A 23,235-nucleotide genomic window follows, 5' to 3' on the forward strand; every position below is an offset into this window, starting at 1 on the left:
CTTTTTTTAATAAAAAACTGCTTTTTATTAATCTTCAAATTCTTCTTTTAGAATTCGAATGACCTCACCCACAGTTTCTTCCTCTAAATCTGTTTGTTTTACGAGGAAGTCCATTTCTTGATCTAAGACACTTTTGGCAGTATCTAAACCAATTTTCTTAAATTCTTCTATTACCCAAGCTTCAATTTCATCAGAGAATTCGGTTAATTCCACATCTTCTTCAACACCTTCACGATATACGTCAATTTCGTATCCTGTAAGTTGTCCTGCTAATCGGATGTTGAAACCACCTTTTCCAATGGCTTTTGAAACTTCTTCTGGTTTTAAGAACACTTCTACACGCTTTGTTTCTTCGTTAATTTTTAACGAGCTCACCCTTGCTGGACTCAGCGCGCGCGTAATATATAGTTGTAAGTTTGTTGTATAATTGATTACATCTATATTTTCGTTTCCTAATTCTCGTACGATTCCATGGATACGAGAACCTTTCATTCCCACACATGCACCCACAGGGTCAATTCTATCATCATAAGAATCAACTGCTACTTTTGCTTTTTCGCCTGGAATTCTTACTACTTTTTTCACTGTAATTAAACCGTCAAAAACTTCTGGAATTTCTTGTTCAAATAGTTTTTCCAAGAATTCAGGTGCCGTTCTCGACATGATAATCATAGGCTTGTTTCCTTTTAAGTCTACTCTATCAATAATTCCACGTACATTTTCTCCTTTACGGAAAAAGTCGGACGGAATTTGGTTTTCTTTAGGCAACACAATTTCGTTTCCTTCATCATCTAATAATATCACAGCTCTGTGTCGAATGTGATGTACCTCAGCTGTATATATTTCTCCCACTAAATCTTTAAATTGCTTGTAGATTGTAGTGTTATCATGCTCATGTATTTTAGAAATTAGGTTTTGACGTAGTGCCAAAATAGCTCTTCTTCCTAAATCTACCAATTTTACTTCTTCAGACACATCTTCTCCTACTTCAAAGTCTGGCTCAATTTTTCGTGCTTCTGAGAGTGCTATTTCTTGATTTGGCTCTTCTACTTCACCATCGGCTACTACGATTCTGTTTCTCCAAATTTCCAAATCGCCTTTATCTGGATTGATGATGATATCAAAATTATCGTCGGATCCAAATTTCTTTTTCAATGCATTTCTAAAAACATCTTCTAATATCGCCATTAATGTTACACGATCTATTAGCTTGTCGTCCTTAAATTCTGAAAACGACTCAATCAATGCTAGATTCTCCATGACATGTCTTTAATTAAAATGTTACCATAACTTTAGCTTTTACAATAGTTTCATAAGGTATTTCCTGTTCTTTTTGAACTGTAACTTTACCTTTTCCAACAGGTTTTGGCTCGCGCGCTTTCCATTGGAGTTTTATTTTTTCATCATCTGCTTCCACCAAAGTACCTGTAACTTTGTTTTGGTCGTCCATGATGACTTCTAATTTTCTACCCACATTTTTCTTGTATTGACGAATGTGTGTAATTCCTTCTGATATTCCTGCAGAATATACTTCCAAAGAGAAGTCTTCTTCCTCTCTGTCAAGGTTGTGTTCAATGTGTCGACTCACTTTCATACAGTCGCTTAGCGTTACGCCATTATCGCCATCAATCACAATGATAATCTTGTTTCCCGGCTTTATTTCCTTGGAAATAAGGAACAACGAAGATTCCTCTTCGAGCACTTCCTGTAATAAATCTGTAACCTTTTGCTTCAACATTTTTAGTATGAAAAGAGGGGACTTCTGTCCCCTCATTTTTTGCCTTTACTTCGAATAACGGTGCAAATATACACATTTTTTCCAATCTTTAAAACTATTCAACCAAAGGTTTTTATTTGTAACTTTCAACCTATATTAAAAATACAATCTTCATGAAAAAAATTCTCCTTCCTACTGATTTTTCCGAACAAGCCGAATATGCGTTAAAAGTTGCCGCTTCGTTGGCAAGACAGAATGATGCTACTATTTATTTGATGCACATGTTAGAAATGCCCTCACATTTATTGTCGGGCGATACCAATTTGGATGTTCCTGAACAATTATTGTTTATGAAGATAGCGCATGAACGCTTTGAAAAAACCATGGCACAAGATTTTTTGAAGGGAATTAACGTGGAAATCACCGTAGAAACACACAAAGCTTTTGACGGAATTACGCAAGCCATTCACCGACACGAAATTGATTTGGTAGTAATGGGCTCTAGCGGCGCTTCTGGATTGAAAGAAATGTTTATTGGCTCTAATACTGAAAAGATTGTACGAACTGCCGACGCACCTGTACTTGTGATTAAGAATGCTATTGAAGATTTTACCGTGTCTAATTTTGTGTTTGCTTCTGATTTTTCCGAAGATCAAAAATTAGTGTTTGAGCAAGCAATCGATTTTGCCAATAGTTTTAACGCCAAACTGCATTTATTATTTGTCAATACACCAAATAGATTTGTAACGACTGCCATTGCCGAACAAAAGATGAATTTGTTTATTGAAAATTTTGAAGATTTGGGCGACCACGAATTGCATATTTACAATGATAATAAAATTGAAACGGGAATTTTGAATTTTTCACGCGCTATTAATGCCGATTTGATTGGAATGAGTACGCACGGGCGACAAGGATTGGCGCATTTCTTTAACGGAAGTATTAGCGAAGACTTGGTCAATCATTCGTTGCGACCTGTGATTACGTTTAAGATTTGATGATTGAAAGACTGGTTAGACAAATTTTAAAAATTTTAAACTACAACATATTCGCCATAATGTTGAACAAGTTGGCTTTGGTGATGAAGTATTTGTTTTCTAAATCAATTGCTTTGATGAGATTTTCAATGAGTTTTGCTTCGCGCGAATTGACTAGAAATAGTGAACTTTCTCCCAAAAAGAATTTTCGCTCTTCCGCTCTGAGCATCACTTCATAATCATTGACCAATTGCTCCGTAAGCTGATTTTGCAATTGATACGATTCAATTTCTTGCGTAACGGCGTTTATTTTGTTTTTGAGATTGACACGTGTTGCCGTGCGCTCAAAGTCAACATCTTGTAGTTTTAGTTTTGCCAAACGCAAATCTCCGCGTTCTTTTCGCAAGAATAATGGAAAACTGATGTTCAATCCTGCTTTGTAATTTTGCGTATTGAACGTTCCCGTTTCGTCAGGCGTTTGCGTTAAAAAATTGTATTGCAAATCTATTTGTGGCAACAGATTGTTGAGTCGTAATCGCCGATTGAGCAACAGACTTTCGTATTTTAGGTTGAGCGACTGCATTTTCGGATGCGCTTCCACATCAAAATCAGCACTGTCAAATCCTGTGACATTTAGCACTTCATCAATTCGATTGGCTGTATCAATATCTGGGCGAATGTAGGGTTGCAATTCTACAGGCGTATCATTATTCAACCACAAAAAATTGGACAACTCCAAAGAGCTTTTGACAAACTTGATGCGCGCTTTTTCCAAATCGAGTTTTCGAGTGTTGAGCGTTAAGCTTGCTTCTAGCGTGTCAATCGCAGCTTTGTCACCTGCTCGGTAACTTTTCTTGATTCCGTCAAAACGCAATTGCGCGTTGGATAAAAACGATTGATATACTTCTCTGTTTCTGTACGATTTTAACCATGTAAAATAGGTAATGGAAGCTTCGTATAATATTTCGTTCACTAATAATTGCTGATCGGCTTGTGCTTGTTGCGTAAAGAGTTTTGCTTGTTTTAGCATTGCCATGCGTTCATTCATCAAAAAACCTCTTGCCAACGACACCGAAACGCCTGCGCTGTACAATCCGTCTGTTGGTACGCTGAATTCTGGATTTAAGAATTCGCCTGTATTTTCTTCAAAATTCGCTTTGAATTCTACGCCATACCACGTTGGAATTTTGAACGTCGCATTGAGTTTGTCGTAATATTCTGTTTTTTTGAATTTTTTCCGATCGTAATCTACTTGCAATTTCGGATCAAAAGCACCACGCGCTTTGAGCAGTTTTGCTTCACTTTCGTTGATGATTAGGTTTGCCTGCTTTACAATTGGATGATAGGTTTTTACATACCCAAGATATTCATCCAACGACATGACAGAGTCGAGCGGATTTTCAATTTGAGCAGTTACATTTCCACTGAAAAGAAATACAAGGAAAAGAAAAATATATCTCATAGTTATTTCTTCTTGTCTTTTGATGCTTTGTTAACAGTTTTGTCATCTGGCTGATAGAAATCTGGCGGGAAACTGTTGAGTTGTCGCCACAATTCAAACCAAATTGGCACATCATTTAGCAATGCAATCGTTCTGGCACCTGAACCTACACGAATGGCATCTGGCCATGGATTATCAGTTTCATCTGGTGCTAATAAGATTCTATATTTTCCGTTATCGCTGATAAAGTTTTCAATCGCTACTACTTTAGCGCCATAGGTTCCGTACGAAACGTTAGGCCAACCGCTAAATACGATTGCCGGCCAACCGTCAAATTGCACGCGTACTTTTTCACCTTTATGAATCAACGGTAAATCAATTGGCCGCACATACGTTTCTACCGCCAATTCATAGTTTGATGGCATAATGTTTACCAATTGTTGTCCTTCTTTGAAGGTTTCTCCAATTCCACCTATGATTGCTTTGTTGATAAAGCCATCTTGCGGTGCAAGAATATAGCGCAAATTGTTTCGCATTTTGTAATTTGTATATTGATTCTCCAATTTGGTTACTTGCGCTTCCGTATCAAATTGACTGGATTGCGCGGTATACAAATCACTTTGTGCTTTGGAGATTTTGTCAGCATAATTAGCTTGTGTGCTTGACAGTTCTATTCTCGCATTAATAATGTCATTCTTATTCGCTAAATATTTGTTTTCTAGCGAAATGAGTTTGGCTTCTGTTTCTTGTAGTTTTAAACGTTTTGCTTCTACATCTTTTGTAGCAGCCAATCCTTCATTTGCAAGTGTTACCGCACGATCGTATTGTGTTTGTGCAATGCCTCTGTTGATACGAGCTGCTTCTACATCAATACTATCACCTTTAATTTTTAGTTTTGCTTGTAATAGTTTGTTTTGAACTTGCTCTAATTTTAACTCGCGTTCTCTGAATAATGCTTTAATTTGTCTTTCTAGCGCTTCTCTTTTTCCTTTGTATGCTGTGACAGATGAGGATTTCGCTACGATTTGATCGTTGGTTCTTTCGACCAATCTATCGTCAAAATATTCACTTTTTACTTCTGATATTCTTAAGATTGTATCTCCTTTTCGAACAGAATCACCTTCGCGCACGTACCATTGCTCAATACGCCCAGGAATTTGTGACTGAATGGTTTGCGGACGTTGATCTGGTTTCAAAGTAGTTACCTGTCCTTGTCCCGTAATATTTTGCGTCCAAGGTAAAAACAGAATGATGATTCCAACCACCGCAAATACAAATAAAAATCTGTTGAGTTGCTTGTAATATTTTTTGTTAAAGACAAGCTTCCCAGACGCATACTCCGTAAGTTTCACCTTTTTATTTAACTGATTATTTGTAATATTTAGCATGTCTTTTAATTTTTAATTTCCCCTTTTTCCAATGTAATTCGTTCGCCGCAATATGTTTTCCAGCGTTCGTTGGTGCTGACTACAATTAACGCCCACGGATTTGACGAATCTGTTAAAAAGTCGATAATTCTATTACTTTCTTCCACATTAAATTGGTCTAATGGATCTTCTAGAATCAGCACTTTTGGATTTTTGATGATGGCCCTTGCCAGCACTATTTTTTTGGAAATATTGTATGAAATTTGCTTCCCTTCTGGATACAACACCGTATTCAATCCTTTTGATTGTTCTTTGATAAATTGCAGCAATCCTACTTTTTCCAACGCCCAAAATATGCGATCGTCAGATATGTTTTCATTCCCAAAAGCTAGGTTTTCTCGGACAGTTCCTTCAAATGGAGTTTCTTCTGAGAGTGATAATCCTAAATGACTTCGGTAATGATTTAAAAATAAACTCGATATGGAGAATGAGTTCACATAAATACTTCCTGAAGTTGGCGCAATGACGCCTGCAATCATTCGTAATAAACTCGATTTCCCAGAACCACTTTCACCTTGAATTAAGATTCTACTTTTCGGCTTAATTTTAAACGATATTTTATTGAGAATTGGTTGTTCTCTCCCAAAAACTTCATACGAAACCTTATCGAGTTCAATATGCATTTCTTCGCTAAAATCAGGTTGTTCTCCTTCTTGCGCTTCCAATCCTTTATCTACAACTTGCCCTAATTTTTCGATAGACGTTAATACGTCATAAAATGATTCCAATCCAACAATGAGTTTTTCTACAGAGCCAATCACTAATAAAATGATGATTTCGGCCGCGACAAACTGTCCAATATTCATTTCTTGATTCAACACCAACGCTCCGCCAATTAGCAGTAAAGAAGCCGTAACTAGCACCTTAAAAGATATCATTTGAATAAACTGCAATACCAATACACGAAAGTGACTTTCACGTGCTTTTAAGTATTTTTCTACCAAAGCATCGTTTTTTTTGAGCGCCAAACTGGTATTTCCAGAAAGTTTGAAACTCACCATGGTTCGTGCTACTTCTTGAATCCAATGTGCGACTTTATATTTGTTTTTAGATTCTTCCAAGCTTGTTTGCAAACCTCTTTTTGCCGTGTATTTAAACACTACATAAATTAAAGCCACCAACAATACCCCAAATATGATAAAGAATGGATGGTAGAATGATAGTAAAATTAGCGCAAATAAAATTTGCAATAGTGCTGATGGCACATCGATTAGTATTTTAGACAGTCCTTTTTGAATGGTTAAGGTATCAAAAAAGCGGTTTGCAAGTTCTGGCGGATAGTAATTGCGCAACTCATTCATGCGAATTTTAGGGAAGCGATAACTCAATTCGAACGACGCTCGCATAAAAATACGTTGTTGAATGGTTTCAATGATGCGCAATTGCATTAATTGCAACGCTCCTGTAAATATAACTCCAAGCGTAACTAATATCACCAATACTACCCAAGAAGTAGATACTTGCGCTCCTTGAATAAGGTTGATGATGGATTGAATTCCCAACGGCAAGGATAGCGCAACAATTCCTGCAAAAACGGCATAATACAATACTTGTAGAATGTCTTTTTTTTCTAATTGAAGCAAGCCAATAAATCGCTGCCAAGGTGTTAATTGTTTATTCGCCATATTTTATACGTTAAAAGCGTTTAAGAAATCTATATTTTGAGTGAAAATTATTATTCACTATTTTTTCATTTTAATATTCACGAACGCAAATATAATAGTATTACTATTAATTTTGCATAAAATGATATTAATATTAACATTAATTAAATTTATAATACTGAAAAACAGTTACTTAAAAACTAAATGCTTTATTAAATTTTAACATTCAACAGGCTCTAATTCACCGACATACATTCGTTTTAGAGCTAGTTTATCAAAGATAACTAAAATAAATAGGCAAAGCGGAAAGATTCTTTTTGAATAAGATTTTATTGTAAAAATTGAACAAAATAAAATTTAATTGTTCGAGTTATTGATGATTAAAGATTTATAAGAAACCATTCAGAAGACGATAAATTGTTAGGAGAAGTATGTAAAAATAAAAATCCTTTTTTAAAATGAAAGGAAGTTTTGTTGGCCCACTAGGGTTTATCTCGTCAAGCTCGATATAAACTTCTCGCCCTAATTATCAAAACTTAAAAACCTCTGAAAATAAAAAAGTCCTTCTCGGATTGAAAAGGACTTTCGTTGGCCCACTAGGGCTTATCTCGTCAAGCTCGATATAAACTTCTCGCCCAAATTATCAAAACTTAAAAAACCTCTGAAAATAAAAAAGTCCTTCTCGGATTGAAAAGGACTTTCGTTGGCCCACTAGGGCTTATCTCGTCAAGCTCGATATAAACTTCTCGCCCAAATTATCAAAACTTAAAAAAACTCTGAAAATAAAAAAGTCCTTCTCGGATTGAAAAGGACTTTCGTTGGCCCACTAGGGCTCGAACCTAGACTCTTCTGGACCAAAACCAGACGTGTTGCCAGTTACACCATGGGCCATTGCTGTAATGCGGTTGCAAATTTAAAACAAACTTTTTAAAGTGCAAACATTTTTTAATTTATTTTCATCGAATTTGATTCTTAAGGTTTTCCAAAAAAATTCACTTGATTGACTATAAATTCTTAAATTCGCCGTTAGTCTTAATTAAAAGCAATTACATGACTTCTTTGAATTTTAATAAATGGAACACCATCTTAGGATGGGTTGTTTTTTTAATCGCGTTGATTACCTTTAGTCTTACTGTAGAACCTACAGCAAGTTATTGGGATTGCGCCGAATATATTGCCACTTCTGCAAAACTTCAAGTAGGACATCCACCAGGAGCTCCTTTCTTTCAAATGATGGGCGCCGTGTTTGCCACATTTGCTTCTGCACCTGAAGATGTAGCCTTGATGGTAAATTATTTATCCGTTTTCTCAAGTGCCTTTACTATTTTATTTATGTTCTGGTCCATTACGAATTTGGTTCGTAAAATGGCATTGCTTAAAAAAAATGACACAGAAGAAACTCCAGAATTTACAACAGCTAAGAAAATTGCCGTTTTAGGAAGCGGCTTGGTAGGCTCATTAGCCTTTACGTTTTCCGATAGTTTTTGGTTTAGTGCCGTAGAAGCAGAAGTGTATGCGATGGCAATTTGCATCATGTCACTCATGTTTTGGTTGGCATTGCGTTGGGCTGACGAAATGCACACACCACGAGGCAACAAATGGCTGATTTTAATTTCGTTGATTGTTGGACTTTCCTTTGGAGTACATTTTATGGGATTATTGACCATTCCTGCCATTGGAATGATTTACTTCTTTAAAAATTATAAAATTGTGACTGTTCAAAATTTCATTCTTGCCAATGTAATTTCTGTAGGTGTGTTGTTGTTTATCTTTAAATTATTATTGCCGAATGTATTACGCCTGTTTGGATATTTGGAAGTATTTTTTGTGAATACGTTTGGAATGCCGTTCAACTCAGGTTCCATTATTGCTGGATTGTTACTGATTGCAGCTTTTTACTACGGTTTAAAATATACACGCAAGAAGAACTTTCCAATTTTAAATACCATCATATTATGTACGGTGTATGTTTTGATAGGATTCTCAACTTGGTTGATGATTCCAATTCGCGCAAACGCAAACACTATTATTAATGAAAATAATCCATCAGATGCGCGTTCGTTGTTAGCCTATTACAATTTAGAACAATACCCAGAAACACATTTGCTATACGGACCAATGTACACGGATATTTATGGCGGACTTGACGAAGATGAACCGTATGTTGACGATGCACCAAAATACGAGCGTGATTATACGCTTGGAAAATACGTCATCGTAAATCAATGGAAAGGCGCTAAGCAAAATTCCGATAGCAAACACCGAGGTTTTCTCCCACGAATGTGGAGCTCCGAACATGCAGAAAACTATATGGACTTTAGCGGCATTCTTGATTTTGATTTAAAGCCACAATATAGAGGAGAAATAGAAGCCGTGAAGTTTGTCGATTCCATAAAAACTGCTGCGGAAGAAGGCTATATTTCACCTGAAAAATTTATTAAAATTGTTAAAAATTACCGCGATTTTATCGACGTAAAGCCGCCAACATTCTGGGACAATTTCCATTACATGATTACCTACCAAATGGGCTACATGTATTGGCGCTATTTTATGTGGAACTTCGTGGGAAGACAAGACGATATTCAAGGAAAACTAGACAACCACGGAAACTGGATTAGCGGCATTAAGCTTATTGATGAAATTCACCTAGGAAGATCGCAAGATAATTTACCGTCGGATGTACTGAATAACAAAGCACGAAACACCTATTACTTTTTACCGTTAATTTTCGGAATCTTCGGGTTTGTATTTTTACTCATGCGTGGTCAAAAACAATTTTGGGTGCTATTTGTATTCTTCATGTTTACAGGATTGGCATTAAAAATATATCTCAACGAGCGTCCTTTTGAACCTAGAGAACGTGATTATGCCTTGGTAGGCTCATTTTATGTATTTGCCATGTGGATTGGCTACGGTGTGTACGCACTATTCGATTCGTTACGATTGTATGTTGCCAACAGAACGGCGGTTGCAAGTTCAATTACAGTAGTAGCATTATTGGCTGTTCCGTTGTTAATGGCAAGTCAAAACTGGGACGATCATGACCGTTCCAATCGCTATACGGCACAATCTACTGCAAAAGCCTATCTCAATTCCATCCAAGAAGATGTTGGTGCGATGATTTTCACCATTGGAGATAATGACACATTCGCGCTTTGGTATGCACAAGATATTGAAGGATACCGAACGGATGTGCGAACTATCAATACCAGCTTATTAGGAACCGATTGGTACATTGATCAAATGAAACGCAAAGCGTATGAAAGTGAAGCAGTACCGTCTGAAATGACGCATGATAAATATAAGCACGGAACGCGAAACTACATTCGTTACGAACCAAATCCTAGATTTAAGGAAGACGAAGTATGGGATTTAGATCAATTCATGAATTGGGTACTCAGCGATGGAAAAGAAACAAAATACGGATACTTGATTGATAATATTTATCGCCGACCAGATTATGATATTCCTGAAAGTCAACGCAATACCATTTATTATCCTGTATACAAAATCCGTGTTCCTGTCAATAAGGAAAATGCTAAAAAATATGTTGACCCAGAAGACCACGATAAAATTGTAGACAGCATTATTATTGAATTGCCGCGTTCTGCCATTTACAAGAACAACTTAATGATGTTGGATATTTTGAATCAAAATGATTGGAAACGTCCTATTTATTTTACAGGTGGAAGCTTTGACAAAGCTGAATATATTTGGATGAAAGATTATTTGCAGTTAGATGGTTTGGTATACAAATTAATCCCAATCAAAACAGAATTCCCGAATGAACTCGATATGGGACAAGTCAATTCAGACTTGATGTACAAAAACGTCATGACTTGGGATTGGGGTAATTCTGGAAGCGACGACATTTACCACGATCCACAAACGCGCCGCCAAAGTATTTCGTACCGATTGAATTTGGCGAGACTCATAGAGCAACTCATCAAAGAAGAAAAGTTTGAAAAAGCTGAAAATGTCATCGACTTGGCGTTTGAAAAAATGCCTATCAAGTACTTTGATTTTTATGGTTTGAACGAGCCTTTTATCGACGGTTATTTCAAAATTGGAAAAACCGAAAAAGCAACGAAATACTATTACGAAGTACGCGCGAAGTATTTAGAATATTTAGACTATTACAAACAAGTTCCAGTAAGTCAAAAATACAGAGATATTGAAGATATTTTTATGAATATTGAAAAATATAGAAGTCTCTTAGAATTGTTGGAAACTAATAAACAACAAGAACTTTTAGAAAGTGAAATGGACGTTTTTAATGGATATATTGAAATATTCGGTCCTGTTTTGAAAAGTCTTGAGTAGTTTTTAAATCTAACCTTCATGAAACTCTATACCGCTAAAACTCCCAAACTGGCAAAATGGTTATTTCCATCGCTGGTTTGGGAGTTTTCGGTTACTGAAAAAAAACTTTTTCTAACGTTTGACGATGGTCCCATTCCAGAAGTAACGCCGTGGGTTTTAGCACAACTTGCCACATACAACGCCAAAGCTACTTTTTTTTGCATTGGGGATAATGTGGAGAAACATCCAGCAATTTTTCAACAAGTAGTGGCTGCTGGACACGCTATTGGCAATCATACACAGCAACATCTAAATGGCTGGAAAGTTTCCAAAGAAACATACATCGACAACATTTGTGAAGCACAAAAAAGCATCGAAAACCACTTAGAAAATGCTGCGGAAGCGTCCAAACTATTTCGTCCGCCTTATGGAAAATTGACGCCACAACTCTGCAAAAGAATCCAAAAATTAGGTTATAAAATTATTCTGTGGGATGTGTTAAGTGGCGATTTTGACAAGAAATTATCGCCAGAAAAGAGTCTTTCAAATGTTGTTAACAATGCAGAGGCAGGAAGCATCGTCGTATTTCACGATAGCCTCAAAGCATTTGAAAAATTAAAATATGCGCTTCCGAAAGTATTGCAGCACTTTCATGAATTAGGATATACGTTTGAACGAATTCTGCTTTAAACGTGCTCAGAAATCAATCCGATTAAAGTATTAGCATCTTGCTCGCCGCTTTGTCTCCACACCATTTCACCATGCTTGTAAATCATCAATGTGGGAAGTCCTTTCACGCGTAAGGCTTCTGCCAATTCTTTATTTTTATCCACGTCTATTTTAATTACTTTGGCTTTGTCGCCAAGAGCTGCTGCAACATCGCGCAATACCGCATGCATTGCTTTCGATTGCTCATTCCATTCTGTATAAAAGTCTAACAAAATTGGAATATTTGCACTAATTAAGTCACCAAACTTAGACATAAGCAAATGTTTTTATTTTATGGAATTATTACATTTTTAACCTAAAAAATAACAATCCGCTATTACAAATGTACTATTTTCTTGCGATTATGCCACTTTCTCGCGTTTTTTCAGTTCTATCACGGTAATTTCAGGCCAAATTCCAACACGTCCAGGAAACGCCAACACACCAAATCCGCGGTTTACATGCAAGTATTTCCCTGCTTCTTCATACAAACCTGCCCAACGTGGATATCGATATTTTACAGGACTCCACTTGAAATTTAAAAACGGAATTTCAATGCCAAACTGCATTCCGTGTGTATGTCCGGCAAGCGTCAATTGAATTTTTTTCTCAAAATTGATGATATTACTTTCATCGACCACATCGGTTGGACGAATGACTTCCTTTCCTTCTTTATTTTTTGGAAACTGCATTTCTTTATAGTCAAAGTGCGAAGGATCATGCGAAAGCAACACATTAAATTCTCCATCAACAACGTTTTCTGTAGCTTTTTTTAAACTTCCCTTCTTGGGAAAGTGTCCAGAAGCACCCCAATTTTCAACACCTAAAATATGTAACTTTTCACCGTTGCGTTCTATTGTTTTTTTATCGTTTAACAATAGATTGAACCCAATGTCTTTATGAACTTGTTCTATTTTTTTGTGATTTTCTAGAATTTCTGCTTTCGTTTCATACGCATAAAAACCATAATCGTGATTTCCCAGTACGGAATATTTTCCATCTTTGGCTTCTAAACGTTTAAAGGTATCAATCCACGGATGCATTTCTTCCGCCACAGCGTTTACAATATCGCCTGTAAAGAGAATGACATCACTTTGTTGCTCGTTGATCAAATCGACCGCGTATGCTACTTTTTCTTTATTGTCAAAACTTCCCGCATGAATGTCTGAAATTTGCGTAAGCGTATAACCATCAAACGCAGCAGGCAAATCGTCAAAAAACATCGTATGCTTAATGACTCTAAAGTCGTATCGTCCTTTAAAAACGCCGTATAAAAATCCCGCAAAGGGAATAGCGGCAATACCCAATGCCAGTTGACTAATAAATTTTCGCCTGCCTGGTAAGGCTTCTGTGGCAGACATTCCGCTGTGTTGAAAATAGTTGAACAATCCTGTAAAAAAACGGAAAATATCTTCTATAAATAAAATCGCAAGAATAAACAATTTCGGCACGGTCAGCGTCAGCAACATGGCAATGGCATATCCTAATGATAAACTAAAACGACCTTCACGCTGCGCAATGCTCATTTGATAGAAAAAAACACCATAAACAAGTACCGTAAATACCCAAAATCCGATGAGTATAAATTTGTTGGCAGTCAATGTACGAATGGAAAAAAAAGTGTACAGTTCTAGAATAAAAACCAGCACTATAGGAATGATGAATCGTAGCATTTTGTAAATTTTAACAAATGTAATTTTTCTTCAATGAACGCTTTTTGTTTTTAGAGGAACTTTAACATTCGCTGCACTCAATTCTAGGGTTTAAAAATTCATTGATTCAAGTTTTTTTCACGCTTTGCTTTTAGATTGTTGGACTTGTCAGTTAGAGCGCAGTTGAGAACAACTTAGAAACTTTGGTTTCGGCTGTATCTCAACTGCACTTAATTTGACATCTATGTGATTTTTAAAAATCTTTTACTTATTCGGAATATCGTCTGGTGTAAAATCGTACAGTTTATTGGATTCTTCTTCTTTAAGTTTTTTCACCAAATCCAACGCATCTGGAACCACATCGCTACACAACACAATTAGTGAACCGTTTTTGGCATTTTCTACCGCGTGCAAAATGGCTTGTTTTTCGGATGGAATGACCGTTGTTTTCTTGTTTGGATCGTGCATTTTAATGCCGTCTTCCAACATTTTGATGAGTTCTGCTTCCGTTTTTCCGCGCAATTGTTTGTCTTGACGAATAATCACTTCATCAAACATTGCTGCTGCCAATGCGCCCATTTCGTTATTATCTTCCACGCGTCTGTCGCCAATTCCTGCAATAATTCCGACTTTTTCAGTAGCTTCCAAATTGTCAACAAATTGTTTCAGCGCGCGCATTCCTGCAGGATTGTGTGCATAATCTACTAAAATTTGGAAGTTTTTGAATTTGAACAGATTCAAACGTCCAGGTGTTTGTGAAGCGGAAGGAATAAAGGTTTCTAACGCAACTTTCATGTCTTCCAGCGTAAATCCTTTTAAATATCCCGCAATCACTGCTGGCAACACATTTTGAATCATAAAGGTTGCTTTTCCGCCAAAAGTTAACGGCACATTGACTGCTTTGATGATGCGCATTTTCCATTCGCCTCTACACAAAGTGATGTAACCATTTTCATAAATAGCACAAATACCACCGCGTTTTTGCATGGCTTTGATGTGCGGATTGTTTTCGTCGAGCGAGAATAATGCTACGTTGCATTCTACATTTTTACGCATTGCATAGACTAGTTCGTCGTCTGCGTTTAAAATTGCGGTTCCATCTGGCAAAACTGTTTCTGGAATGACACCTTTTACTTTTGCCAATTGCTCAATGGTATGAATTCCTTTCAAGCCTAAATGATCAGCCGCTACATTGGTTACAATTCCGATATCGCAGTTTTTAAAGCCCAATCCTGCACGCAACAATCCGCCACGTGCACATTCCAACACCGCAAAATTTACCGTTGGATCTTTGAGTACAAATTCTGCACTTGCCGGACCTGTACAATCGCCCGTCATCAGTAATCTATTTTGAATGTACACGCCATCACTTGTAGTATAACCCACTTTATAACCTTTCATTTTAGCCATGTGCGCGATGAGTCGCGTTGTGGTTGTTTTTCCATTGGTTCCCGTAATCGCAATGATTGGAATTCGGGAAGTTGATCCTGGAGGAAATAGTTTGTCAATTACAGGAGCTGCCACGTTTCTTGGCAATCCTTCCGTTGGCGCTAAGTGCATACGGAATCCTGGCCCTGCGTTGACTTCCAATACGGCGCCGCCTGTTTCTGACAACGGTTTGCTGATGTCGGAAGTCATGACATCAATTCCGCAAATATCTAAGTCGATAATTTTTGAGATACGTTCTGCCATAAACACATTGGCTGGATGTACGATGTCAGTAACGTCTTCAGCCGTTCCACCTGTACTGAGGTTTGCCGTGTCTTTTAACATCATGACTTCATCTTTTTCCAAAACGGTTTCTAAGGTATATCCTTTTGCGGCGATGAGCGTTTCGGTCAACGTATTGACCTTAATCATCGTCAATACTTTTTCGTGTCCATACCCTCTGCGTTCGTCTTTGTTAACCTCATCAATTAATTCTTGAATCGTTGATTTTCCATCTCCAATCACATGTGCTGGTGTACGTTTTGCCGCTGCAACCAATTTATTATTGATAACTAACAGACGATAATCATCTCCCGTTATATATTTTTCTACGATGACCGACCTCGAAACTTCTTGTGCTTCTTTAAAGGCTACCAAGGCTTCTTCATACGAATTGATATCTACTGTAATGCCGCGTCCGTGATTTCCGTTAATGGGTTTTATTACCAAAGGAAATCCTACATAGCGACAAGCGTCTTTTAAATTGCTTTCGCGACGAATGATATCTCCGCGCGGCACTTCTACTTCGGCTTGTTCTAGTAAGTACTTGGTATCTTCTTTATCACAAGCGATTTCCACACCAATATTGCTGGTTTCACTCGTTACCGTTGCTTGAATACGCTTTTGATTTGCCCCGTAACCTAATTGACAGAGTGAGTAACGGTTCAATCGAATCCATGGAATGCCTCTGCTTGCTGCTTCTTCTACAATAGAACCTGTGCTTGGTCCTAAACGTTCTTCTTCACGAATTTCGCGCATTTCTTGAATATCCGACGCTAAGTCGTATTCTTCGCCAGCAATCAACGCTTCACAAATACGAACGGCAGCTTTAGCGGCATAGCGTCCTACTTTTTCTTCCATATAGGAGAACACTACATTGTACACACCTTCTTCGCCATAGCCACGCGTTCTACCAAATCCTGTGTCCATTCCCGCCAAGGTTTGTATTTCAAGCGCAATATGTTCAATGACATGTCCCATCCAAGTACCTTCATCGACACGCATAAAAAAACCACCTTCGCAACCTTCCGAACAACGGTGTGAATACATGGAAGGAAACATGGCTTTGAGTCGGTCGCCAAAACCGTCAACTTTGTTTGTTGGATAGTGTTCCATTTCTTGTAAATCCAACACCATTACGATGAGTTTATGTCTTCTTACCGACCAGTAATTTGGGCCGCGCATTGCATTGATACTTCTAATTTCCATGTGTTATCTTGGTTTGGTGGTTAATTCACTTGTTTTATCACAAGCCTAGTGATAAATATAGAAAAATTTCACAGATTTCTGTATTGATTTCTGCATTCTGTTGATATCCTTTAAGATTAGACTAAAAAAGAAACGCCACTCCAAAATTTGTATTATTTTTGCAACCACAAAAATCACATGAACATGCAGCAGATTAAAGGAACATTAATTCCGATTGGAGGTAATGAAGACAAAGGCATTGAGGAAGATGAAATGTACACACTCGATTTTATTGATGAGGGTATTTTATTTCATGTAGTCAAAGAAGCTGGTGGCGAAAATGCGAATATTGTAGTGATTCCAACTGCCTCAAGTATTCCTGTAGAAGTTGGTGAAAATTATTTGACCGCTTTCCGAACGTTGGGTTGTAACAACGTGACAGTACTGGATATTAGAAGCAAAAAAGACGCAGAAAAAGAATCGTCAATTGCATTGATTGAAAACGCAAATTGCATTATGTTTTCGGGCGGTGATCAGTCGAAAATTACGGATAAGATTGGCGGTACTAAAATTCATGAGATTTTAGTGCATCGCTATCAAAATGAGGTTGGTTTTGTGATTGCGGGAACGAGTGCTGGCGCCATGGCAATGGCAACCGAAATGATTGCAGGCGGAAGTGCTTCAGAATCGTTTATTAAAGGCGCCGTACGCATGTATAAAGGTTTGGGATTGATTCCTGAGTTGATGATTGACACCCATTTTATTCGCCGAGGACGTTTTGGTCGCCAGTCAGAAGCAGTGGCAAAATTTCCAAATTTGATTGGTATTGGCTTGGCAGAAGATACGGGGATGATTATTAAGAATGGTAACGATTGTACTGTAATTGGTTCAGGCATGGTGATTGTGTTTGATGGTTCGACACTGACGCATAATAATGAAAAAGTTTTGCAAGAAGGAACACCTATGACGATGGCAAATATGACCATTCATGTACTTTCAAACGGTGATCAGTTTGATATTCAAAATCGGAAAGTAACGGTATTGCCTATTGAGGCACCGTTTATTTAGACTGTTAGATGTTAGATCGGCTACGCCTTTTAGACTTTTTTGTGCGCTTTGCTTTTTGGTATTTTGGTATGTTCGTATGCTGGTATTGCTTTGCTTTTGGTATGCTTCGCACGAATTGTCATTCTTGTGACTTGTACTGAGATTTTCGAAGTAAGTTAGGAATCTGCTTTTAGTGTGAAATTTTTTATGACTTTTTTATTTGGAAGAATGTACTTTGAAAGCAATTGACACATTGCTACATTTTCAAATTATCAAATTGAGTACGCTTGCTTTGCTTAATTTAAAGATTGAAAAATTAAATGATTCAAAAATTTTCTTTGAATAACTTCTTTTTCTGTTTTTTCAGGAAATAACCTTTGAAAGCAATTGACACATTGCTACATTTTCAAATTATCAAATTGAAGAAGTAGCTATTTATAAATAGCTACTTCTTCAATTCCGTTGGAAGATTTACACGCTCGGTACATGCCTTCGGTATTGAAAGGCATCGCGATGTTTCCTTTGGCATCTATAGCGATGAGTCCGCCGTCGCCACCGAGTTTAAGGATGCGTTTGTTGATGACTTCATCCGCCGCTTTTTCTAGCGAATAGTTTTTGTATTCCATTAAACAAGAAACATCATACGCCACCACACCACGAATGAAGTATTCGCCACTTCCTGTACAAGAGACTGCACAAGTGTTGTTGTTTGCATAATTTCCAGCACCAATCATGGGCGAATCGCCAACGCGTCCAAAACGCTTGTTGGTCATGCCACCTGTAGATGTTGCAGCTGCAATATTGCCATCAGCATCACATGCTACAGCGCCAACCGTTCCAAATTTGGAGTCTTTTTTTAGAGAATGATCGAGTTGAAAACTATCCGTATGTTTGATTTCTTGCCATTGTTGATATCTGAATTCATCGTAAAAATATGAGGGTTCTTCAATTTCATAGTTATGCATTTTTGCGAAATACATTGCGCCTTCGCCTGCCATAAATACATGCTCACTTTTCTCCATTACATCACGTGCCAACGATATTGGATTTTTGATGCCTGTTATGAGCGAAACAGCACCTGCATTAAGGTGTTTTCCTTCCATGATTGCGGCGTCCATTTCGTGTGTTCCTTCTGCGGTAAAGACACTTCCTTTTCCTGCATTGAATAGATGTGAATCTTCCAGCAATTTTACAGCGACTTCCACAGCTTCTACCGAAGATTTTCCTGCTGCCAAAACTTCATACCCAGCATCTAAGGCTTTTTGCAAAGCAGCTTTGTATTGCGCTTCTAATTCAGGCGTCATCATTCCTTTGACCAATGTTCCTGCGCCGCCGTGAATGGCAATTGAGATTGTTTGCATATATCAAAAATTTGATGCTCGAAAAGTACAAATTTGAAATCATTTCACGAAAAACTCATCCATAAGATTTTGATTCTTTTGTAACTATGTGCTAAAACAAACCATCTATACAAAAAACACCCCTAAGTATATAGTTAACAAATGTTCCGTGCAGATTATTTGTATTTTTAATTGCCCAAAAAAATCACTACCATAACCATTTTTAACATACATGCTGACTATTTGAACAGAAAAAAATCAGGTTATGAAAAAATTACTATTCTTCTATTGTATTTATATCAGTTTTTGTTGTATTTCTACAGCACAAACTTGCATCACTGGTACGGTAACTTTGTCTTCTCAAACAGCGGTTGATAATTTTGTGGCTACTTATTCTGGCACATGTGATACGGTGGAGACACTCAATATTTCATCTACAACAATAACAGATTTGTCAGGGCTATCATTTTTGACCACCGTTACGGGCGACTTATATATAAGAGTACGAACCATTACAACGTTGGCTGGTTTGGAAAATATCACTACAGTTGGTGGAAATTTACAGATATATGACTGTGAAGCAATTACAGACTTAAACGGATTGTCTGGACTTACCTCTATTGGAACGTATTTCTCAATTCAGCTTACTGAGAGCCTTACAGACTTAACTGGCCTCGGCAACTTGGTAAGTATAGGTTCTTATTTTTCCGCTCGTTTTAATAATGGTTTGCAAAGTTTTTCTGGACTTACTAGTTTGACTTCTATTGGAGATTATTTAGAAATTATATATAACGACGATTTACTAAATACCAATGGCTTTTCAAATCTTGCCAGTGTAGGTGGAAACATCTCTATTAATTCAAATGCTTCGCTAACTACTGTGAGTGATTTTGCCAGTCTTTCTACTGTTGGAGGAAATATAAGTATTTCTAGTAATGGTGCACTAACACAAGTGACAGGATTTAACGCTTTAACGTCCGTAGGAGGATATATAAGCATAGCTAATAATTCTTCCTTACTTGATATTTCGGGGTTTTCAAACGCCATGACCGTCACCAATTATATTTATATAAATACGAACAACGCTTTAACAGATATTTCTGGGTTTAATGGTGTAACTTCTACAGGAGGCTATATTAATATTTATCGAAATAATGGCTTAACCAGTATTACAGGCTTTTCCAACATTACTTCGGTAGGCAATAATCTTAGTATTGATGACAATCCTATGTTAACCAGCGTGTCCGGATTTGGAAGTTTAACGACTATCACAGCAAATCTTTATATTGGAAGAAATGATAACTTGGCGAGTATTACTGACTTTACAAACCTGAATTCTATAGGAGGCTTTTTTTATTTGGATGACGATTATGCATTGACTGACATCAGTGGTTTTGCTGCTTTAACTACCGTTACTGGTGATTTTTATATTGATAATGCTGACGGACTTACAAACTTGAGCGGATTGGACAACTTATCCTCTATAGGTGGTAATTTTCAAATCATAAATAATGATGCGCTAACTAATATAGATGAGTTAAGTGCTGTAACTGGAACGCTAGGAACTGTTACTTTATCTAATAATCCTTCATTGTTAACGATTCAAGGACTCAATGGTATTACTACAGCAAGTTCTTTATCTGTTTACTCAAATACATCATTAACCAACGTTGACGGATTGAGTAATATGACTACAATCAATGGTTCTGTAATTTTTTCAGGGAATAGCGCGTTGGCAAATCTCGACGGATTGTCGAATGTAACTACTTTAAGCGGTAATTTACAGATTAATCTTAACAATGCGCTTACTTCTATTGCGGGAATTGGCAGCATTACTTCACCATCAATTAGCAGTTTGACCATTAGCAATAATGCAATGTTGAACGATTTAACTGGTCTTAACCTAAGCTTGGTCACAGGAAATATTTCCATTTCCTCAAATAACGCTTTGACTAGTTTTGCTGGAATTACCTCTACGGATAGCCTTAATGGAAATTTAAGCATTAACTCCAATACTGCTTTAACCGATATTGATGACTTGCTTGGCGATGTTATTTATATTGAAGGAAACTTGACGATTAGTAACAATTCAACGCTAGACGAATGTTGTGTGGTTACAAATTTTACAAATGGCGATTCATATATTAACGGAAGTTTGTCCATTTCTGGAAATAATACCAATTGTGCGTCTTTAGCTGCTATTATTCCGTATTGCAATACGACTCAAAGTGATACCGACGATGATGATGTTATTGATTCTATAGATAATTGTAGCGATGTAAGCAATCCTGATCAAACAGATACGGATGGCGACGGCATTGGCGATGCATGTGATAACTGTCCTGAAAATGCAAATCCTACCCAAGACGACGCTGATAATAACGGAATTGGGGATGTTTGCCAAAGTGATATGAGTGTAGACACGGGAACCAATGCTGGCGGCGTAGGAATTGGTACTACCACACCAAACTCCCAACTAGAAATTACAACAGGCGATGTATTTATCAACAATAAGTACAGAGGAATTATTATGAAAGCCACCAATGGAAAGTGCTTTCGCTATCAACCCGATAAAGACGGGAAACTACTGGGTAAAGAAATTACGTGCCCAGACAACTAAACTACGAAAAAAGCGGCTTCTGAGCCGCTTTTTCATTTTTAAAATCGTATTATTTATCCGTTTTAATTGTATATAAAGTATCTGGACAATCACAAATAGACTCATAATGTGTGCCGCCACCTTTTACAGTCATCGTTGCTTTCGGATTTGAAATCGTTTTTTTGTTAAGTTTAAGTGATGTTAGGTTTCTTTTTTTCATGATATATAATTTAAAAAGTTAATACATTTTAAACTTATAAAATGAAATCAGAAACTATGTACGGGAAAACCGTATTTAACATTCAAATTATCATAGCAAAAAGAAAAATGAACCAAAATTCGCTGTAAATTAATTTGGAAAGACTATTTAAATTGACACTCTCTAAACGAAGTTGGGTAACTGGATGTTTGTCCGCCACACGTTTCTGCTCCCGAGCCACCAACGATGACTGCTACTGTTTTAAAGTTAGAAATGGACTTTTTACGAAGCGCTAATGTACTAAGATTTCTTTTTTTCATGTCTGCATAATTTAAAAGTTACTACTACTTTAATATATGAAATGAAATCAGGAATTGTGTACGGGAAAGCCATACTTAAATGACGTACTAAAAAAGAACCAATAAGTTTTGTAGATTTACCAACCTAACCAATAAATTCCATCATGTCTTCTAAAAGTTACGTACTGTATATTATTTTCATATCTGTCATAATTAGCTGCGCACCTTCTTTCGATTTGGAAAAAGAAAATACTAACCTCATTACTTCTTTACAAAAATTATCAAATCCTGAAAAAAGAGTAGACGTTTTTTATCCCGCTTCATACAATACTGATAGTATCAAAGCGTTGATTGTTGAAGAAAATAAAGGCTTGCTTCATGCTATTAATAAAATGGGAAAACATTCTAATGTACAAATTAATACTGTCAGTTCGGCTATCACTATACAAGAACGTCTTTTTAGAATTGTAAATGCCAGTTCAACTTACAAATTGAATCTAAACCAATATATGCTTAGTGAAGAAGAACTTAAAAAAAGTTTGGATAATAATCATATTGATTATGTTGAAAAAGATAGCATTTTAACAATCAAAACTAATGCTGATTATGTTGCCATTTTTCATGATAATCGTTGGGAATATTTCGATTTTAATGTTTCCATATTATACGATGCGTATGGTTTAAAAGATACCAAAAAATTGGTGCAATTGTATTATAATGAAGTTTTTGAGCCTGCAAAAGAAAAGTGGGATGCAGAAAGCATTACTGACTTTAAAAATATCTACAATGAAAATAAAGACTTGCCTCAGTATCAAAAGTTAAATTATGATGCCTATTGTGATTGTTTGATATTACACTATGAAAAGTTTGACGATGACAAAACCTATACTGAAGATTTTTTTATGAGTGAAACATATCTGAACAAAATGTACAGTTGCCGAATTTTAACCACTCAAGAATAATTCCCCAATTCCATATAGATTCTAGCGATTATTGTTAACTTTGGAATTCTTTCAAATGTATCATTC

Annotated in this window: 17 protein-coding genes and 1 tRNA gene; 6 read left to right on the forward strand and 12 right to left on the reverse strand. The window is 36.8% G+C overall.

The features are described 5' to 3' along the window. Positions 1-27: 27 nt before the first annotated feature. Together nusA and rimP are read right to left on the reverse strand one after the other, a co-directional pair. On the reverse strand, positions 28-1,260 hold the full coding sequence (gene nusA / locus C8N46_RS02290; protein ID WP_108113228.1) for a transcription termination factor NusA: 1,233 nt from the start codon (positions 1,258-1,260) through the stop codon (positions 28-30). Between the two features lie 13 nt (positions 1,261-1,273). Next, the gene (gene rimP / locus C8N46_RS02295; RefSeq protein WP_108113229.1) at positions 1,274-1,738 is read right to left on the reverse strand and encodes a ribosome assembly cofactor RimP; all 465 of its coding nucleotides are present in this window, start codon (positions 1,736-1,738) and stop codon (positions 1,274-1,276) included. Positions 1,739-1,890: 152 nt separating this feature from the next. Between rimP and C8N46_RS02300 the strand changes: the two genes are divergently transcribed. After that, positions 1,891-2,715 (forward strand): universal stress protein, encoded by an 825-nt coding sequence (locus tag C8N46_RS02300; protein ID WP_108113230.1) that lies wholly within the window; start codon positions 1,891-1,893, stop codon positions 2,713-2,715. Between the two features lie 40 nt (positions 2,716-2,755). Here the strand turns inward: C8N46_RS02300 and C8N46_RS02305 are convergent, their stop codons facing one another. From C8N46_RS02305 to C8N46_RS02320, 4 genes are all read right to left on the reverse strand, one after another. Further along, positions 2,756-4,156 carry a TolC family protein gene (locus C8N46_RS02305; RefSeq protein ID WP_108113231.1) on the reverse strand — a complete coding sequence of 467 codons (1,401 nt, stop codon included), beginning with the start codon at positions 4,154-4,156 and terminating at the stop codon, positions 2,756-2,758. 2 nt (positions 4,157-4,158) lie between these two features. Then, positions 4,159-5,523: an HlyD family secretion protein gene (locus tag C8N46_RS02310; RefSeq protein ID WP_108113232.1), complete on the reverse strand. Its 1,365-nt coding sequence runs from the start codon at positions 5,521-5,523 to the stop codon at positions 4,159-4,161. A 5-nt stretch (positions 5,524-5,528) separates the two neighbouring features. Continuing rightward, entirely contained in the window at positions 5,529-7,187 is a 1,659-nt protein-coding gene (locus C8N46_RS02315) for a peptidase domain-containing ABC transporter (protein ID WP_108113233.1), read from the reverse strand. Positions 7,188-7,984: 797 nt separating this feature from the next. Beyond that, positions 7,985-8,057: transfer RNA gene (locus C8N46_RS02320), tRNA-Gln, on the reverse strand. A gap of 159 nt (positions 8,058-8,216) precedes the next feature. Here C8N46_RS02320 and C8N46_RS02325 point away from each other — a divergent pair. Continuing rightward, positions 8,217-11,489: a DUF2723 domain-containing protein gene (locus tag C8N46_RS02325; protein WP_108113234.1), complete on the forward strand. Its 3,273-nt coding sequence runs from the start codon at positions 8,217-8,219 to the stop codon at positions 11,487-11,489. Between the two features lie 18 nt (positions 11,490-11,507). Beyond that, entirely contained in the window at positions 11,508-12,158 is a 651-nt protein-coding gene (locus C8N46_RS02330) for a polysaccharide deacetylase family protein (RefSeq protein WP_108113235.1), read from the forward strand. On the opposite strand, the gene C8N46_RS02335 is transcribed toward C8N46_RS02330, so the two are convergent. The 3 genes from C8N46_RS02335 to cphA form a co-directional block, all read right to left on the reverse strand. Then, entirely contained in the window at positions 12,155-12,451 is a 297-nt protein-coding gene (locus C8N46_RS02335; protein ID WP_108113236.1) for a thioredoxin family protein, read from the reverse strand. The two genes, C8N46_RS02330 and C8N46_RS02335, sit on opposite strands and share 4 nt — an antisense overlap. Positions 12,452-12,538: 87 nt before the next feature. After that, entirely contained in the window at positions 12,539-13,849 is a 1,311-nt protein-coding gene (locus C8N46_RS02340; protein ID WP_108113237.1) for a metallophosphoesterase, read from the reverse strand. Positions 13,850-14,092: 243 nt separating this feature from the next. Beyond that, positions 14,093-16,744: a cyanophycin synthetase gene (gene cphA, locus C8N46_RS02345; RefSeq protein WP_108113238.1), complete on the reverse strand. Its 2,652-nt coding sequence runs from the start codon at positions 16,742-16,744 to the stop codon at positions 14,093-14,095. A 183-nt stretch (positions 16,745-16,927) separates the two neighbouring features. Here cphA and C8N46_RS02350 point away from each other — a divergent pair, with 183 nt between their 5' ends. Continuing rightward, positions 16,928-17,791 carry a cyanophycinase gene (locus C8N46_RS02350; protein WP_108113587.1) on the forward strand — a complete coding sequence of 288 codons (864 nt, stop codon included), beginning with the start codon at positions 16,928-16,930 and terminating at the stop codon, positions 17,789-17,791. Between the two features lie 410 nt (positions 17,792-18,201). On the opposite strand, the gene C8N46_RS02355 is transcribed toward C8N46_RS02350, so the two are convergent. Then, positions 18,202-19,131 (reverse strand): isoaspartyl peptidase/L-asparaginase family protein, encoded by a 930-nt coding sequence (locus C8N46_RS02355; RefSeq protein WP_108113239.1) that lies wholly within the window; start codon positions 19,129-19,131, stop codon positions 18,202-18,204. A gap of 244 nt (positions 19,132-19,375) precedes the next feature. On the opposite strand from C8N46_RS02355, the gene C8N46_RS20785 reads away from it, so the two are divergent. Beyond that, positions 19,376-21,730 (forward strand): beta strand repeat-containing protein, encoded by a 2,355-nt coding sequence (locus C8N46_RS20785; protein WP_211314469.1) that lies wholly within the window; start codon positions 19,376-19,378, stop codon positions 21,728-21,730. A 49-nt stretch (positions 21,731-21,779) separates the two neighbouring features. Here C8N46_RS20785 and C8N46_RS20290 read toward each other — a convergent pair whose 3' ends face one another. Both C8N46_RS20290 and C8N46_RS20295 read right to left on the reverse strand, forming a co-directional pair. Next, complete coding sequence (locus C8N46_RS20290; protein ID WP_158269057.1) at positions 21,780-21,929, reverse strand: hypothetical protein; 150 nt, start codon at positions 21,927-21,929, stop codon at positions 21,780-21,782. 143 nt (positions 21,930-22,072) lie between these two features. Beyond that, positions 22,073-22,228, reverse strand: coding sequence for a hypothetical protein (locus C8N46_RS20295; protein ID WP_158269058.1), 156 nt, complete (start codon positions 22,226-22,228; stop codon positions 22,073-22,075). 143 nt (positions 22,229-22,371) lie between these two features. On the opposite strand from C8N46_RS20295, the gene C8N46_RS02365 reads away from it, so the two are divergent. Continuing rightward, positions 22,372-23,169, forward strand: coding sequence for a hypothetical protein (locus tag C8N46_RS02365; protein ID WP_108113240.1), 798 nt, complete (start codon positions 22,372-22,374; stop codon positions 23,167-23,169). Positions 23,170-23,235 lie beyond the last annotated feature (66 nt).

It is taken from the genome of Kordia periserrulae, assembly GCF_003054265.1.
GTDB classification, from domain to species: domain Bacteria; phylum Bacteroidota; class Bacteroidia; order Flavobacteriales; family Flavobacteriaceae; genus Kordia; species Kordia periserrulae.